Here is a 16186-nt window from a genome sequence, read left to right on the forward strand (position 1 = left end):
CTCGCTATAATCTCCCATGACTCGCCCTCCTTGCGTGAGGCTCTGCCCGGCCTATCCGGGTAACCCTCGCATGCGCATCGAGGGTGAGTCGCCTCCGTTCCGCAAAGGGACATACGGTCTGAGGAGCCCGCCAACGGCGGGCGTCTCGAAGGATGTGCTGCAACGGGACCGCTCGCCTTTCTCTGCCGCGTTGAACCGCCCTGACGTTTAGCGCTGCGACCGGCCCAGCGGCCAGTTCGGCAGCCTGAAAGTCTGCCAGAACAGCTCGCGATGCAGCTCGCGGATCTTTCGCGAGTTGTCGGCAAAGGTCTCACAGGCTTGCCTGGCGAATTCGGTCTGCGCCTCCACCGCCTTGTCGAGCGAGCGGGCGGCCGAGAGCTTCTCGGCAAACGTCTGCGCATCTTCGAGCGATTGCTTGGTGTAGTCGCGGTAGGCATTGGCGATCGCCTGGATACCCGTGGCAGGGGATGCGGCGGGCGAGCGAACCGGCTGCGCGACGGCGGCCGGCTTTGCCGGTTGGCCAGGCGCGACCTCCGCCAGCGGCATGACAGAGGCCATGCGTTCCCTGAACGACGCCACCCGCTCCACGGGCTCGGTAGGGGCCGCTTCTGCCGGCGCGACGGACGCTGCGGCTTCGACCGGTTCGGTCGGGGCGGTGTCCGGGGTTACGACATCGGCCACGGCCGCGACGGGCTCGGCCATTGCGGCGTCGACCGCCTCGCTCACGGCCAGCGTCTGCTCCGGGGTCTGCTGCTTTTCGAGCTTCTTGTCGCGCTTCTTCTTGTTCCGGGCGGATTTTCCGCCTGGTTTTTTCTGGTCCAGATCAGTCATTTCCTCATGCCTCCACAATTCGAATCGAGGCGACATTCCGCGCCCTTTACGCTGGAATCGCGGTTTCGGATTGTTGGTTGCGCGGCGCTGATGTGGAGAGATTTGGAAATCCGCGAAATGCTGTTCCAGGGGCGCGGAGAATGGCGGTTTTCGCCGTTTTCCGGGGCATTTTCCGGCCCTTGCCGGGGGGACTGCGCTTGGCAGCGCGGGGGCCGGCGGCTATAGGACTGCCGCATGAACGAGGCCGTCAAACCGGGCCCCGAAACCGCGCAGGCCGTTGCCCTGCCGGAGATTTCGGTGGTCGTCCCGACCTTCAACGAGCGCGACAACGTCACCACGCTGTACCAGCGGCTGGAGGCGGCCTTTGGCGCGACGCCATGGGAGGTCGTGTTCGTCGACGACAATTCGCCCGATCGCACCTGGGAGGTCGTGCGCGAGCTGTCGCGCCGCGATCCGCGCGTGCGCTGTATCCGCCGCATCGGCCGCCGCGGCCTGTCCGGCGCCTGCATCGAGGGCATCCTCGCTTCCAGCGCGCCCTATGCCGCGGTGATCGACGCCGACCTGCAGCATGACGAGACGCAGCTGCCGAAGATGCTGGCCCTGCTCAGGAGCGGCGAGGAGCTGGTGATCGGCAGCCGCTACATCGAGGGTGGCAGCGCCTCGAGTTTCGACAAGCAGCGCGCCGGCATCAGCGCCTTTGCGACCGAGATCGCCAAGCGCGTGCTCGGCGTCAAGGTCTCCGATCCCATGAGCGGATTCTTCGCGATCCGCCGCGACCGCTTCGAGAAGCTGGCGCCGGAGCTTTCGACGCAGGGTTTCAAGATATTGCTCGACGTCATCGCCACGGCACGCGGCGCGCTGGCTACCCGTGAGGTGCCGTTCACCTTCGGCACGCGGCTGCACGGCGAGAGCAAGCTCGATTCCATGGTGGCGCTGGATTTCCTTGGCCTCGTGCTGGCCAAGCTCACCGGCGACGTCATCTCGCTGCGTTTCATCCTGTTCGGGCTGGTCGGCTCGTCCGGCCTCGTCGTGCATCTGGCGACGCTGTATTTCGCGCTGAAGCTGTTCAAGGCGCCGTTTGCGGAAGCGCAGCTGGCGGGCGCGCTGGTCGCCATGACCAGCAACTTCATCCTCAACAATTTCCTCACCTATCGCGACCAGCGGCTGAAGGGCTTTGCGCTCGTCCGAGGTCTCCTGCTGTTCTACATCGTCTGCAGCGTCGGGCTGTTCGCCAATGTCGGCGTCGCGTTCTCGGTCTATGATCAGGAGCCGATCTGGTGGCTGGCGGGCGCAGCCGGCGCGCTGATGGGCGTGGTCTGGAACTACGCGATGTCCGGACTGTTCGTCTGGCGCAAGCGATGAATTCGAAAGCATGATCCCGCAAGGAGGGAATCGGTTTTCGGACCAGATGATGCGCCGGACGGTAACCGGCGGCGACAGGCGGCTCATCACCAACACCATTTTGACCGTGGCTGCGCTGGTGGCGCTGCGCCTCGTCGCGGCCGCGTTCACGCCGCTGACCTTCGACGAGGCCTATTACTGGACGTGGTCGAAGCATCTGGCCGGCGGCTATTACGACCATCCGCCGATGGTGGCGTTCGTGATCCGCGCCGGCACGCTGATTGCCGGCGACACCGAGCTCGGCGTGCGGCTCGTCTCGATCCTGCTGGCGCTGCCAATGAGCTTTGCGATCTGGCGCTCAGCCGAGATCCTGTTCGGCGGCGTGCGCGTGGCGGCCGCGGCGACGGTGCTGCTCAACGTGACGCTGATGGCGGCGGTCGGCACGCTGATCGTGACGCCGGACGCGCCGCTATTGGTCGCCTCGAGCTTCGTGCTGTTCTTCCTGGCAAAGGTCCTGCAGACCGGGCGCGGGGCGTGGTGGCTCGCGGTCGGCGCCGCCGCGGGCTGCGCGCTGCTGTCGAAATACACCGCGATGTTTTTCGGGCTCGCGATCCTGATCTGGCTGGTGACGGTGCCGAAGCTGCGGCAATGGCTGCTCTCGCCATGGCTCTATCTCGGCGGCCTCGTTGCGCTCGCGCTGTTCGCACCGGTCATTCTCTGGAACGCCGACCACCAGTGGGTCTCCTTCATCAAGCAGATGGGCCGTGCGCGCATCGAGGATTTCCGGCCCGCCTTCATCGCCGAGCTGGTGCCGACGCAGGTCGCCTTTGCGACGCCGCTGGTGTTCATTCTCGGGGCGATGGGGCTGCATGCGATGGCCTGGCGCCAGTCGGGCGCACACGCCGCTCGCGTGCTGGTAGGCACGATGTTCTGGACCATCGTGGCCTATTTCGCGTGGCATTCGCTGCATGCGCGCGTCGAGGCCAACTGGTTTGCACCGGTCTATCCGGCGTTCGCGGTGGCCGCAGCGGTGGCCGCGCAGCTGACGCCATGGGAGGGAGGGCGCAAGCGGCTTGCCGAGATCTGCACGCGCTGGGCCGCGCCGTCGGCCATCGTGCTGTTCGTCCTGCTGATCGTACAGGCCAACACCGGCATGCTCACGGGCTATCGCCGCGACGCCACCGTGCGCAGCGTCGGCGTCGGCTGGGAGGAGATCGCGCGTCAGATCGAAGCCGTGCGCGCGCGCGTCGGCGCGACATGCGTGCTGGCGCCGGATTACGGCACCACGAGCTGGCTTGCGTTCTACCTGCCGAAAGGCACGTGCGTGGCGCAGCAGGCGCAGCGCTTCCGCTGGGTCAATGCTCCAGAACCCGATGCGGCAGCTCTGAAGGGCCGGCTGCTCTATGTCGACGATGCCCCGCCGACCGGCCGGCCATATCTGAAGAACCATTTTGGCCGCGTCGAGATCGTCGGCGAAGTGCAGCGCAAGCGCGGCCCGCTGGTGGTGGAGACGTATCTGCTCGAGTTGCTGGAGCAGCCGAAGGGCGGCGATCCGCTGCATCGTTCGCCGCCGCCGGAGCTGCAAAGATAGACGCGGCGAAGGCTCCGCCAAAGTGCTCCAAAGCGGGACAGGCCCGCAAAACTACTTGCGGATTCCTGACGGAACATATCGCGAATTCCCCTTGCCTAACAATGGCCTGCGTTTAATCCGCATTTAACTAAAAGTCGCCTTAATGACGCTCCGCGCCTCTGCGAGACGCGACGCGATTTTGTCCGCGGCGCGCATCGAGAGGGACGATTGGGACTGTCTGGGCGAAGGGCGTATGAGTACGAGTAGCAGTGCGTTTGGCCTTCCGGCCCGGAAGCGTCGTCATTGCCGTCAATCGAGATTCACCGGATTTGCAGGCGCTGCAGCGGTTGCGGCGCTCGTGATCGGCTGCGGCTGGACGGTGTACAAGAACATCCTCGGCGCCGGCATCTATCCGTCGATCCATGCCAGCGTGGAAGTGCCGGTCGCCAAGCGCCAAATGAGTTCGGTCGTGCGCAAGACGCCGGCCCATGTCATCACCACCGTGTTCGGCGACCTGCCGCAGGCGACCACTTCCGTGCCGAACAACGAGACTGTTGCTGCGGTTCCTTCGGTTATGTTTAACGAACGGTTTGCGGCGGCTTCCGCCGATGGCGTGGCGCCGCAGCCGGTCCAGGGGCCGCAACTCGCCTCCGCCTCGCCGGCGGTCGAAGTCACGCTGCCGGCCGAGCCCGCGAAGAAGCAGAGTGCATCGGCTTCGGTGCAGATCGCGATGGCGACGCCTTCGACGAAGTCCGTCGAGGCGAAGCCGGTCGAGCGCGTTACCGGAAAGTCGGGCCGCTCGATCCGCGACATGGCGCAACGCGCCAAGGCCGCCGTGATGTCGATCGGCCAGGAAAAGCCGTCGATGGTGGAGAAGCTCTGGGGCAAGGAGCCGGCGCACGGCGCGCTGCTGGCCTATGCCTCCGCCGACATCAGCGTCACCGGCAGCATCGCGAAAGAGCAGAACCCGATGCTCGGCGGCAAGCCGCCCTACGACAAGGAGACCGCGGTCTACGTCATCACCAGCAAGACGGTGTATCTGCCCGACGGCACCCAGCTCGAGGCGCATTCGGGCCTGGGATCGAAGATGGACGATCCGCGCTTTTCGCACGTGCGCATGCAGGGCGTTACGCCGCCGCACATCTATACGCTGAAGCCGCGCGAGGCACTGTTTCACGGCGTGCCGGCGCTGCGGCTCACCCCGATCGGCGGCGAGGACAAGATCTTCGGCCGCGACGGCCTGCTCGCCCACACCTACATGCTCGGCGGCACCGGCCAGTCCAACGGCTGCGTATCGTTCAAGGATTATTACGCCTTCCTCGACGCCTACAAGAACAAGGGCATCCGCAAGATCGCCGTCATCGCCAGGCTCGATTGAGGCGTATGTGAGAGCGTGCTACGGCGCGCCTTCGATCCTGCCTTCATCGGCGCGATCCGGATTGCCGGCGCGGCGTTCTGGCGCGATCAAGCCAGCGCCTTGCCGCGCGCAATGACCGCAAAGCGATCCGACAGCTCGGCAAGCGCGACATCGTGAACGGTGCGCGCGGCGATGACGCCGCCGCGGCCGTCCGGCAGGTCGCGCGTGGCGCAGCTGTCGGCATCGATCGTGATGCGGAAGCCGAGGTCAAGCGCAGCGCGCGCGGTGGAACTCACGCACATATGCGTCATGAAGCCGGCGAGCACGATGTTCTTGCGCCCGGTTGCGGCGAGCTGCGCCTGCAGGCCGGTGCCGGCGAAGGCGTTCGGCAGCTCCTTCTCGAGCACGGCCTCGCCCGCCTGCGGCGCGACCGAAGCGATGATCGCACCGCGCTCGGCCGCGCGGTCGAACAGGCTGCCAGCCCTGCCGCGATGAGCGATGTGGAAGATCGCAGCGCCTTGCTGCCGCGCCCGCGTCAGCAGTTGTGCGGCGTTCGCCGTCGCAGCCTGCGCGTCGGGAAGCGCGATGGGACCCGAGAGATATTCGTTCTGCAGGTCGATCATGACGAGGCAGCAGTCGGCAAGGCGCGGCGGATCGAGGTCGGCGCCTGCAAGTTGCAGCAGGGTCCTGGCGGTCATGCGCAATGTCTCCGTCTTGAAGTTCAGTAGCGTAGAGCATACCGGACGGATGACCTGCCATTGTGCAGGAATATTGCAGCGGATGGCTGCAATATTGCAGGATGCGGCCACGCCATGCTAACCGGGGCGGCATGAACTGGGACGATCTGCGCGTCATTGCCGCGATCCGCGACGAGGGCACCTTTGCCGGCGCCCGGCTGAAGATCGACGAGACCACGGTCGGGCGGCGGTTGGCGCGCATCCAGCGCGATCTCGGCCTGCGGCTGTTCGAAGCGGTCGACGGCGTGCGCAAGCCGACGCGGCAATGCGAGATGGTGCTGGCGCACGTCCAGGCGATGGCGAGGCATATCGCGGAGATCGGCCGCGTCAGCGAGAGTCTGCCGGGTCCGGTCGGGCGGCTGCGCATCGCCTGCACCAATGCGGTGGCGGAGGAGGTGCTGGCCCCGAGCGCCCGCGCATTTCTGGCGCGCAATCCCGGCCTGACGCTGCAATTTCTCACCTCGAGCGAGAACGTGAAATTCTCGCGCTGGGAGGCCGATCTCGCCGTCCGCCTGCGCAAGCCGGAGAAGGGCGACTTCGCGATCTCGAAGCTTGCCGAGGTGCGGCTGTATTTCTTCGAACCGGCGGGCGCATCCGATGTGGAGCGACTGACGTGCGGCTATCCGGACGAACTCGACCGGATTCCGGAAGCGCAGTTCCTGAAGGAGCGCGGGTTGAAGCCGCGCGCGCGTTGCGTCACCGACAACATCCGCGTCATCCGCACCTTGATCCAGAGCCATCATGCCGTCGGCGTGCTGCCCGAATATTGCTGCGAGGCGCTGCTCGCCGACCGCCGCCTGCGCGCGACGCTGTTGCCGCGACGGCGCGACGTCTGGCTGCTGGTGCAGAACCATCTCAAGCGTGACGCGGCCGCGCGCTTGACGATTGACTGGCTGCGCGGGTGCTTCGAGCGATACGCGAGGCGTTAGGCGCATGCTCGGCGGTACCGGCCAGTGCAGCGGCTGGGTGTCCTTCCGCTGCCCCTTGTGCGGTCGAACTGTGCGTCGATCGTGCCTCCGTCGAAAAATCTTTGCGCCGACGCTTGCAATCCAGAATTGCTTCGGCTATTAGCCCGCTCCTTCGTTTCGGCCTTGGGTCCGGGCTCGCTGAGATCCCGGCTGGCGCGATCCGGTTTCCGGTTTCGTGTTCCGCCAGACGAAGACGCAGGATGTAGCTCATGGAGAGCGTCGGGGAGACCCGAAGGTATCGGTTCGATTCCGGTCTCTTGTTCGCGAAGGATAGCTCAGATGGGTAGAGCAGGTGACTGTTAATCATCGTGTCGCGGGTTCGAATCCCGCTCCGCTCCGGTTCAGCCTTCCAAGCTGATTCCTCTGAAGGGGACCGGACGCGCGCTTCAGTCGCGGTCCGGCCGTATTGCCGCAAGGCTTTTCGTCCGAACCTGGACACTGCAGAACCGGCTTTGCGCCGCGGTGGATACCGCTTGCGCCGATAGCCGGGTGGCTGCGCATGGCCGCTCGACATTTGTCGAGCGAACGCGCGCGTGCGCCCGCTATCAGCGCAGGCTCAAACCCGGCCCGCCGTTTCCTCAGGAAGCGTCGTCCGCGTCCTCGCATCCTTGAACTGAAACCTGCTCGTCGGCGAAAAGGCCGCAGAGCCAATGTGAGGAGGGTGTCATGTCCTGGCATCTGATGACGCTGCATGTGACGGTGAAGGACGGCGAGCGTGCTTTCCTGACCCGCAACGGAAAGCTCGAGCGCGTGCTCGCGCCCGGCCGTCACCGCCTGCTCGATCCCATGCATCGGCTGGGAGTCGAGGTGTTTTCTGTCGTCCGCAGCGAATTCCCCGCCGAGCGGTACGCGGTGCTGAAGGCCGCGCGTCCCGATCTCGCCGCTGGTTTGTTCGAGGCGGTGGAGACGAAGGCGAACGAGATCGCCATCGTCAGCCTCGACGGGCGTCCCGTGCATCTCATGACGCCCTGGCAGACGCGCGTGTACTGGAAGGTCGCAACTTCGGTCGATGTCGAGCGCATCGACGTGGCCGACGATCTTCGCGTCACCGCGCGGCACCTGGCGATGATCGAGCGCAACCGTCCCACCATCGTGACGGAAGCGGTGGTCGAGAACCACGAGGCTGGTCTGCTCTACGTCGAGGGCCGGCTCGTGGAGCGGCTCGCGCCCGGCCGGCACGCGTTCTGGATCGCCGGCCGCAAGATCGAGGTCAAGCGCCTCGACCTGCGTCCCCAGGCGGTCGAGATCACCGCGCAGGAAATGCTCACGAAGGATCGCATCGCGCTGCGTGTGACCCTGACGGCATTCCGCCGGGTCGTCGATCCCGAGCGGGTGGTGGCGACGGTACCCGACGTGGATGCGTGGCTGTACCGCCTGGCGCAGTTCGCGATCCGCGAGGCGGTGGCGGGCCGCACGCTCGACGAGGTGCTCTCGGCCAAGGCCGCGCTGGATGCGGAGCTTCGCGACTATGTGCGCGAGCGCATCGCGAACAGCGGTGTCGAGGTAACCGAACTCGGCGTGAAGGACGTGATCCTTCCCGGCGAGATCCGCGAGCTCGTCAACAAGGTGGTGGAGGCGGAGCGCGTGGCGAAGGCCAACCTGATCCGCCGCCAGGAAGAGACCGCGGCGACGCGTTCGCTCCTGAACACCGCCCGGCTGATGGAGGAGAACCCTCTGCTGCTGCGGCTCAAGGAGCTGGAGTCGCTGGAGCGGCTGGTCGAGAAGGTCGGCCGGATCGACCTGCACGCCGGCGACGGCCAGGGCCTCGATGCCCTGCTGACGAAGCTGGTCCGCCTGAAGTCGGCGGAGAGCGCCTAACAAGAAGGGCCGCCCACGGGCGGCTCTTCAACATTGCTTGGCACGGCGGCACGCCGACGACGAGTTGCCCGCCGACAGGTACCGCCAGGGAGATTGCTTTTGCAGTGTTTAGCCGTCAAGGTAGAAATGGGATTGGCGCGTCGCCTCTTCCGGCGATGATTGCGAGGGGTGCGACTTGTGACGGCAGTCCGGCATGCAGGAGAGGCGCCGTGGAAGATCGTCGTGTATGCGGTCCTTGCCCTTGCGGTGACGATAGGGGCGCTATCGCTGCCGCTTCTGATCCGGGCCTATCTGTTTCAGCCGTTCAACATCCCGGCGGGCTCGATGATTCCGACGCTGCTGGTTGGTGATTATTTCTTCGTCTCGAAATATGCCTATGCGGGCGTCTCGGGCACAGGACCCGCTCGTGGCGACGTGGTCGCGTTTCTGCTGCCGAAGGATAATTCCACCGTCTACATCAAGCGCGTGGTGGGGTTGCCGGGCGACCGCATCCAGATCAAGGAAGGCATGCTGCACATCAACGGCGCTGCCGTGGCGCGCGAGCGGCTGCCGGACTACGTCGGCGAAGACCCTTGCGGAGGGGATGGCAAGGTCGGGACCAAACGATGGCGCGAGACGCTGCCGAACGGCGTCAGCTACGAGACGCTCGATTGCGTCGACGTGGGATTCTACGACAATACGAATGTCTACACGGTGCCGGACGGCCGCATCTTCATGCTCGGCGACAACCGCGACAATTCGAGCGATAGCCGTGTGATGTCGCAGGTGGGTTATGTGCCGCTGGCGAATCTCGTCGGTCGCGCGGGGATGATTTTCTTCTCGCGCGACGCTGGCGGCCGCGGCGGGCCCGCCGGCATTCGCTGGGGGCGGATCGGGACTCTGGTGAGATAGCGGCGGCCTAGGCGTCGGAATTTTCGAGCGCCGGGCTTTCGACGGCATGTCCTATGTGATCTTCGAGATCACCAAGGAGCGCTACCGGAACGGCGGACGGCAGCTGGTGGCGTGACGTGATTTGCGGCGGCCCGGTCGCGGGCTTGTGACCCGCGGGGAACTCGTCGCGACGTCAGACGTTCTCTCCGCCAATGAGCAGCGCCGTCCCCCGGCGCAGCGCCGGGCGGATGCGCTGCGCTGCGAGGGGAGAAACGCTCATGAGGCTTACACTTTCAGTCATCAAGGCTGACATTGGTTCCGTCGGCGGGCATACGAAACCGTCTGCACGCATGATGGCGAGCGTCGAGGCGGAGGTCGCGAAAGCGATCGGAAACGGTCTCTTGATCGACGGTTTCGTCTGCCATACCGGCGACGACATCGCGATCATCATGACGCACACGCTGGGCGAGGGAAGCTCCGAAGTCCATCAATTCGCATGGAAGACGTTCCTTGCGGCCACTTCGGTCGCGAAAACCTCAGGGCTCTACGGTGCCGGCCAGGACCTTCTCGTCGACGCGCCTTCCGGAAACATTCGCGGCGCCGGCCCGGGCGTCGCCGAGCTCAGCTTCGACCACAGCCTTTCGGGCGCGAGGCCTGCGGAGTCTTTCATGGTGTTCGCGGCCGACAAATGCGGCCCCGGCGCCTACAACCTGCCGCTCTACCTCGCCTTTGCCGATCCCATGTATTGCGCCGGCCTCATGCTGCCCCCGATGATCAAGGGCTTCCGTTTCCATATCATCGACATGGACAACACGGCCGGCGACAGCATTATTGAACTGGACGCGCCCGCGGACAGCTACCAGATTGCCGCCCTGCTGCGCGACAACGAGCGCTTTGGCATTGATCGCATTGTCTCGCGAACCCATGGCGAGGTGGCTGCCGCCGTTTCGGCGCAGCGCCTTCACGCCATCGCAGGCAAGTACACCGGCAAGGATGATCCGGTCGCGATCCTCAGAAACCAGGGAATCTTCCCGGCGCCCGAGGAAATCATCTCGCCCTTCGCCAAGGCGCACTTCGTGGGCGGCGATGCGCGCGGCTCGCACGTGATGCCGCTCATGCCGGTACCGATCAACACGCCAGTGACCGGCATGTATTGCCTGCCGATCGTTTCCTGCGCCGGCTTTTCGATCGACAGGGAAGGCCGCTTCTCCGAGTCCTACACCGACTTCTTCGACAATCCGGCGTGGGACGAGGTCCGCCGCTGCGCCCAGCGCAAGGCCATCGAGATGCGCAGCCAGGGCTGGTCGGGCGCTGCGATGCTGCCCTATTCCGAGCTGGAGTATGGCGGCTTCCGCGACACCGTGTCCGGGCTGGTGAAGCGCTTTCGATTGCGTGAAGAGCGCAGGCCGCAGGCGGCCGAGTAGGGATCGTTCGTTCTGGCGTCCTGCCAGGATTATCTCTCATATCAGCCGATGAGGATCGCCTCATCGATCGCATGCTTGGTGCCTCTTGCGAAGGCTGAGTGATGCTCAGGATGCGTGAAAAACCGCCGCAGGAAGAGTTCGCCATGCGACCGATCTTCCATCCGAGCCTGGTCAACGGCCGCTACGGCGACCCGACGGTGCATGTGGAGACGCTGTTCGAAAAGCACAGCCTGCTGTTCGATATCGGAGAAATCGCTTCACTGCCGCCGCGGAAGATACGACGTATCGAGCAAGTCTTCGTTTCGCATGCACACGTCGACCATTTCATTGGATTCGACCATCTGCTTCGCTTGCTCGTTGGGCGCGAGAAAACCGTGCAGCTTTACGGCCCGCCCGGCTTTGTCGAGCGCGTCTTTCACAAGCTACAGGCCTATCTCTGGAATCTGGTCGAAAGCTATCCGTGCGAACTTGATTTCGTGGTGAGCGAGCTGGAAACGCCGAATTCGATCTCTACTACGCAGTTCCGACTGAGGAAGGCATTTGCCGGCGAGCCTCCGGTCTCTCGCCAAATCTTCGCTGGCGTGCTTTGCAATGAACCGACCCATCGCGTGTCGACCGCGATCCTGGAAAACGGCACGCCCTGCCTTGCCTTTGCGCTGCAGGAGGCGGCGCATGTCAACGTCTGGAGGAACCGGTTATTGGAGCGTGGGCTACCGATCGGTCCGTGGCTCCGCTCGCTCAAGAAGGCCGTTGTCGAGCGTCGTGCGGACGATCACTTGATTGAGATCGATGGGGCAGCGAGCTCGGATCGCGGCTTCGCGCGGCTCGGCAGCCTGCGCGATCTCCTGACGGTCACTACCGGCCAGAAGATTGCCTATGTTACCGACGTCGCCGACACGCCGGCCAATCGTGCCGCCATCGTGGCGCTGGTTCAGAATGCGGACATTCTCTTCATTGAGGCGGCATTTGCCGGTGACGATGCCGCATTGGCGAGGCAGCGGGGCCATCTGACAACCACGGCTGCCGGCGAGATTGCGCGGGAAGCCCATGTGCGTCGCGTCGAGCCGTTTCACTTCTCTCCGCGCTATGCGGGAGACGAGGTGCGGATGCTGGCCGAGGTGATGGCCGCGTTCAGGGGATCTCGCGCCTGAGGCCAGGAATTGGGCGGGATGCGAAGCGCCCTCAAACAAAAACCCCGGCATCGCTGCCGGGGTTTTGCACTTCTTGGATCGCTTGAAACGTCGTGGACTTAGAAGTCCATGCCGCCCATGCCGCCGCCCGGGGGCATGGCGGGGCCGCCGGCGTTCTTCTTCGGCACTTCGGCGACCATGGCTTCGGTGGTGATCAGCAGCGCCGCAACGGAAGCGGCGTTCTGGATCGCGATGCGGACCACCTTGGTCGGGTCGATGATGCCCTTGGAGACGAGGTTGCCGTATTCGCCGTTCTGCGAGTCGAAGCCGTACGCGTACTGCTCCTTCTCCAGGATCTTGCCGACGATGACGGAGCCGTCCTCGCCTGCGTTGATGGCGATCTGGCGGGCCGGCGCGGACAGCGCCTTGCGCACGATCTCGACGCCGGTCTTCTGGTCGTCGTTCTGGGTGCGGATGCGCTTGAGTTGCTCGGAGGCGCGCAGCAGGGCGACGCCGCCGCCCGGCACGATGCCTTCCTCGACCGCGGCGCGGGTGGCGTGCATCGCGTCATCAACGCGATCCTTGCGCTCCTTCACCTCGACCTCGGTCGCGCCGCCGACGCGGATCACCGCGACGCCGCCGGCGAGCTTGGCCAGACGCTCCTGCAGCTTCTCGCGGTCGTAGTCCGAGGTGGTTTCCTCGATCTGCGCCTTGATCTGCGACACGCGGGCCTCGATGTCGACCTTCTTGCCGGCACCGTTGACGATGGTGGTGTTCTCCTTGTCGATCATCACCTTCTTGGCGCGGCCGAGCATCGAGAGGTTGACGTTCTCGAGCTTGATGCCGAGGTCTTCCGAGATCGCCTGGCCGCCGGTCAGGATCGCGATGTCCTGCAGCATGGCCTTGCGGCGATCGCCGAAGCCCGGCGCCTTGACGGCGGCGACCTTGAGACCGCCGCGGAGACGGTTGACGACGAGGGTGGCGAGGGCTTCGCCTTCGACGTCCTCGGCGACGATGACCAGCGGCTTGCCAGTCTGCACCACGGCTTCCAGCAGCGGCAGCAGCTCGTTCAGCGAGGAGAGCTTCTTCTCGTTGATCAGGATGTAGGCGTCGTCCATCTCGACGCGCATCTTGTCGGCGTTGGTGACGAAGTAGGGCGAGATGTAGCCGCGGTCGAACTGCATGCCCTCGACGACGTCGAGCTCGGTCTCCAGCGACTTGGCTTCCTCGACTGTGATCACGCCCTCGTTGCCGACCTTCTTCATGGCGTCGGAGAGGAACTTGCCGATCTCGGCATCGCCGTTGGCGGAGATGGTGCCGACCTGGGCGATCTCCTCGTTCGACGTGACCTTCTTGGAGTTCTTCTCGAGGTCCGCCACCACGGCTTCGACCGCGAGGTCGATACCGCGCTTCAGGTCCATCGGGTTCATGCCGGCGGCAACCGCCTTGGCGCCTTCCCTGACGATCGCGGCCGCAAGAACGGTGGCGGTGGTGGTGCCGTCGCCGGCCGCGTCAGCCGCCTTGGAGGCGACTTCGCGCACCATCTGCGCGCCCATGTTCTCGAACTTGTCCTCGAGCTCTATCTCCTTGGCGACGGTGACGCCGTCCTTGGTGATGCGGGGCGCGCCGAAGCTCTTGTCGAGCACGACGTTGCGGCCCTTCGGGCCGAGGGTGACCCTCACCGCATTGGCGAGGATCTCGACGCCGCGCAACATCTTGTCGCGGGCCTCGACAGAGAATTTGACTTCTTTAGCTGCCATCTGAGTTGTTCCTTGAGATAATTCCTGAGGGAAAGGCCGCTTAGGCGGCCTTCTTCTTGGAAGCGGGGACGTCGGTGAGGACGCCCATGATGTCGCTTTCCTTCATGATCAGGAGATCCTGACCGTCGATCTTGACCTCGGTGCCGGACCACTTGCCGAACAGCACGCGGTCGCCGACCTTGACGTCGATCGGGATCAGCTTGCCGGCCTCGTCGCGGCCACCCGGGCCGACGGCGATGACTTCGCCCTGCGAGGGCTTTTCCTTGGCAGTGTCGGGAATGATGATGCCGCCTGCAGTCTTCTCTTCGGCGTCGATGCGCTTGACCACGACGCGGTCGTGAAGCGGACGGAATTTCATACAGTCCTCCTAAGTTCTTGCAGTGTTTATTGAATTCGGGGTGCTAGCAGTCTGCCCCGGCGAGTGCCAGAGCAGTCGCGGGTGATTTAGGCCAGAGATTTCGGTTGGGCAAGGGGCTTCTAGCAGAAAATTTGGCAGTCAGAAGAGACACCTGCCAGATTCGTTTAACATTCTTAATTCGGCCGCCCGGACCCCCGGGCCCGTATTAGCAGGTGCGGTAAGCTGCTGCTAATGCGACAATTTTAAACAACTCATTAACTATTTGGGCTTGAGATGCGTTGGTCTCGCGCGTCACATTTCTCTCATGTGAGCGCATCTCCGCCGGGGTGGCTCGGCCGGTCGGCCACCACGACAGTGCGCTCCTTCAATGGAGGTTGGCATGGTCTCGCGGGTTGGGGTTGTTTCCGAAGACTTCCGGAAACAAGTGCTGGGTTACGGTCTGACGACGGCCCAGATCCTGTATCGGATGCCGGATCACAAGTCGCTGCTGCAGACTTACGTCTGGCAGAATTACGACCTGTTCCCGAACTTCCCGGCGCTGCAGGATTTCCTCGCATTCTGGCAGGAAAGGCTCGACGGGCCGCTGTTCTCCGTCACGGTCGCGCATTCGCGGCTGATCAAGCCGGCCGAGCTGCGCGCGGTGAACGGGGTGTTTCAGCTGCATTGAGCCGCCATCGCTGTGTGGGGTGGGCAAAGCGGAAAGCGTGCCCACCTGTCTTGCACCGGCGCAAGCGAAGGTGGGCACGGCGCTAGGGCGCCTTTGCCAACCCTACAAGATCGCATTCTGTGCTAGCGTGTCCCGATCAAGAAACGGGAGGGCATGGAAATGGCCAAGCAAAAAACAGCATCCCGCTCGGCGGCACGTCCTGCGGTGAAGAAGAAATGGACGAGCCCGCGAAGCGCCGCCAAGACGTCCGCGCGCAAGGCCGTCAAGTCGAAGGGCCGCGGTACGCCGGCCGCGAAAGCCAAGGCGCGGCCGAAGCAGCGCGTCGCCATCAGTCATTACCGCGAAGAGGATTTCAAGGCCGACGGCCTGCGCGCCTATGCGAAATACCGCGACCTCGGCATCAAGGATGCAACGCATGGCCTGGCCCAGGCGCATGTCATCCGGCTGCAGGGGCCGTGCAATCCCGAGGAAGTGTCGAAGCTGCACTATCACGACGTCGAATTCCAGATGGTATATGTGCTCAAGGGCTGGGTGAAGACCTACATGGAAGGCGAGGGCGAGACGCTAATGAAGGAAGGCGCCTGCTGGACCCAGCCCCCGAAGATCCGGCACATGATCCTGGATTACTCCGACGACGTGGAGCTGCTGGAGATCATCCTGCCGGCGGATTTCAAGACGGTGGAAATTTCGACGTGACGACATCGCGTCTCGGGAAAAAGGCACGAGTGGCGCTGCGATCGTGAGACGCGAATACCGCGAGGACATCGACTGGCTGCGCGCCATGGCTGTGTTGTCGGTGGTGGCGTTTCATTTCGAGGCGCCGGCCGTGTTCGGCGGTTTCGTCGGCGTCGACATCTTCTTCGTCATCTCCGGCTATCTCATCACCGGCATCATTCAGTCCGAGCTCAAGGCCGGCACCTTCTCGTTCGCGCGGTTCTACGAGCGGCGCGTGCGGCGATTGCTGCCGGCGCTCTATGCGATGGTGGCGCTGACGGCGATCCCCTCGTTCCATTACCTGCTGGCTTCCGAGCGCAGCGAATTTTTCCGCTCGGCCGTTTCGGTCGTCACCTTCACCGCAAACTTCTTCTTCTGGTCCGGGACCGGCTATTTCGACCATGCGGCGGTGGAAAAGCCGCTGCTGCATACCTGGTCGCTGGCGGTCGAAGAGCAGTTCTATCTGGCGCTACCCCTCCTGCTATGGGGACTCTGGCGTCTTGTGCCCGCCCGGCGCGCCGCGCTGCCGATTCTGCTAGCGGCGCTTGCGGTTGCTTACTTTGCCCACAGCGTAAGGCTGTTGCGCCAAGAAGGCTCGGCCAACGCCTTCAACATGAGCCCGCCCCGCGCCAGGGAGTTCC

The 16186-nt window shown here is 64.5% G+C and carries 15 protein-coding genes and 1 tRNA gene; 12 read left to right on the forward strand and 4 right to left on the reverse strand.

Going from position 1 to position 16186, the window contains the following annotated elements; genetic code table 11:
• Nucleotides 1–207 precede the first annotated feature (207 nt).
• Nucleotides 208–831, reverse strand: a complete 624-nt coding sequence (locus ACT4OC_RS20500; RefSeq protein WP_444840857.1) for a phasin family protein — start codon at nt 829–831, stop codon at nt 208–210.
• 234 nt (nt 832–1065) lie between these two features.
• On the opposite strand from ACT4OC_RS20500, the gene ACT4OC_RS20505 reads away from it, so the two are divergent.
• The 3 genes from ACT4OC_RS20505 to ACT4OC_RS20515 all read left to right on the forward strand — a co-directional run bounded on the left by ACT4OC_RS20505 (nt 1066) and on the right by ACT4OC_RS20515 (nt 5120).
• Complete coding sequence (locus ACT4OC_RS20505) at nt 1066–2193, forward strand: glycosyltransferase (RefSeq protein WP_444840858.1); 1128 nt, start codon at nt 1066–1068, stop codon at nt 2191–2193.
• A gap of 49 nt (nt 2194–2242) precedes the next feature.
• Nucleotides 2243–3763 (forward strand): glycosyltransferase family 39 protein, encoded by a 1521-nt coding sequence (locus tag ACT4OC_RS20510; protein WP_444840859.1) that lies wholly within the window; start codon nt 2243–2245, stop codon nt 3761–3763.
• A 232-nt stretch (nt 3764–3995) separates the two neighbouring features.
• Nucleotides 3996–5120: a tlde1 domain-containing protein gene (locus ACT4OC_RS20515; RefSeq protein ID WP_444840860.1), complete on the forward strand. Its 1125-nt coding sequence runs from the start codon at nt 3996–3998 to the stop codon at nt 5118–5120.
• 86 nt (nt 5121–5206) lie between these two features.
• On the opposite strand, the gene ACT4OC_RS20520 is transcribed toward ACT4OC_RS20515, so the two are convergent.
• Nucleotides 5207–5797, reverse strand: a complete 591-nt coding sequence (locus ACT4OC_RS20520; RefSeq protein WP_444840861.1) for a cysteine hydrolase family protein — start codon at nt 5795–5797, stop codon at nt 5207–5209.
• A gap of 131 nt (nt 5798–5928) precedes the next feature.
• Here ACT4OC_RS20520 and ACT4OC_RS20525 point away from each other — a divergent pair, with 131 nt between their 5' ends.
• From ACT4OC_RS20525 to ACT4OC_RS20550, 6 genes are all read left to right on the forward strand, one after another.
• The gene (locus ACT4OC_RS20525) at nt 5929–6765 is read left to right on the forward strand and encodes a LysR family transcriptional regulator (protein WP_444840862.1); all 837 of its coding nucleotides are present in this window, start codon (nt 5929–5931) and stop codon (nt 6763–6765) included.
• Between the two features lie 234 nt (nt 6766–6999).
• Nucleotides 7000–7066, forward strand: a tRNA-OTHER gene (locus ACT4OC_RS20530).
• A 404-nt stretch (nt 7067–7470) separates the two neighbouring features.
• Nucleotides 7471–8622: a slipin family protein gene (locus tag ACT4OC_RS20535; RefSeq protein WP_444840863.1), complete on the forward strand. Its 1152-nt coding sequence runs from the start codon at nt 7471–7473 to the stop codon at nt 8620–8622.
• Nucleotides 8623–8838: 216 nt separating this feature from the next.
• On the forward strand, nt 8839–9513 hold the full coding sequence (gene lepB / locus ACT4OC_RS20540; RefSeq protein WP_444840870.1) for a signal peptidase I: 675 nt from the start codon (nt 8839–8841) through the stop codon (nt 9511–9513).
• 257 nt (nt 9514–9770) lie between these two features.
• A complete protein-coding gene (locus tag ACT4OC_RS20545) occupies nt 9771–10916 on the forward strand; it encodes a fructose-1,6-bisphosphatase (protein WP_444840864.1) in 1146 nt (381 codons plus the stop codon).
• A gap of 101 nt (nt 10917–11017) precedes the next feature.
• A complete protein-coding gene (locus ACT4OC_RS20550) occupies nt 11018–12067 on the forward strand; it encodes a ribonuclease Z (protein ID WP_444840871.1) in 1050 nt (349 codons plus the stop codon).
• A 98-nt stretch (nt 12068–12165) separates the two neighbouring features.
• Here ACT4OC_RS20550 and groL read toward each other — a convergent pair whose 3' ends face one another.
• Both groL and groES read right to left on the reverse strand, forming a co-directional pair.
• Nucleotides 12166–13806 (reverse strand): chaperonin GroEL, encoded by a 1641-nt coding sequence (gene groL / locus ACT4OC_RS20555; RefSeq protein ID WP_444840865.1) that lies wholly within the window; start codon nt 13804–13806, stop codon nt 12166–12168.
• Between the two features lie 40 nt (nt 13807–13846).
• The gene (gene groES, locus ACT4OC_RS20560) at nt 13847–14164 is read right to left on the reverse strand and encodes a co-chaperone GroES (RefSeq protein ID WP_444840866.1); all 318 of its coding nucleotides are present in this window, start codon (nt 14162–14164) and stop codon (nt 13847–13849) included.
• A 379-nt stretch (nt 14165–14543) separates the two neighbouring features.
• Here groES and ACT4OC_RS20565 point away from each other — a divergent pair, with 379 nt between their 5' ends.
• The 3 genes from ACT4OC_RS20565 to ACT4OC_RS20575 all read left to right on the forward strand — a co-directional run.
• Nucleotides 14544–14831: an usg protein gene (locus ACT4OC_RS20565; protein ID WP_444840867.1), complete on the forward strand. Its 288-nt coding sequence runs from the start codon at nt 14544–14546 to the stop codon at nt 14829–14831.
• A 159-nt stretch (nt 14832–14990) separates the two neighbouring features.
• Nucleotides 14991–15527, forward strand: a complete 537-nt coding sequence (locus tag ACT4OC_RS20570; protein ID WP_444840868.1) for a cupin domain-containing protein — start codon at nt 14991–14993, stop codon at nt 15525–15527.
• Between the two features lie 43 nt (nt 15528–15570).
• Nucleotides 15571–16186, forward strand: a 616-nt coding sequence (locus tag ACT4OC_RS20575) for an acyltransferase family protein (RefSeq protein WP_444840869.1), incomplete at its 3' end; no start/stop codon positions are given.

The sequence above is a fragment of the Bradyrhizobium sp. genome (assembly GCF_052389815.1).
Classification (GTDB): Bacteria; Pseudomonadota; Alphaproteobacteria; order Rhizobiales; family Xanthobacteraceae; genus Bradyrhizobium.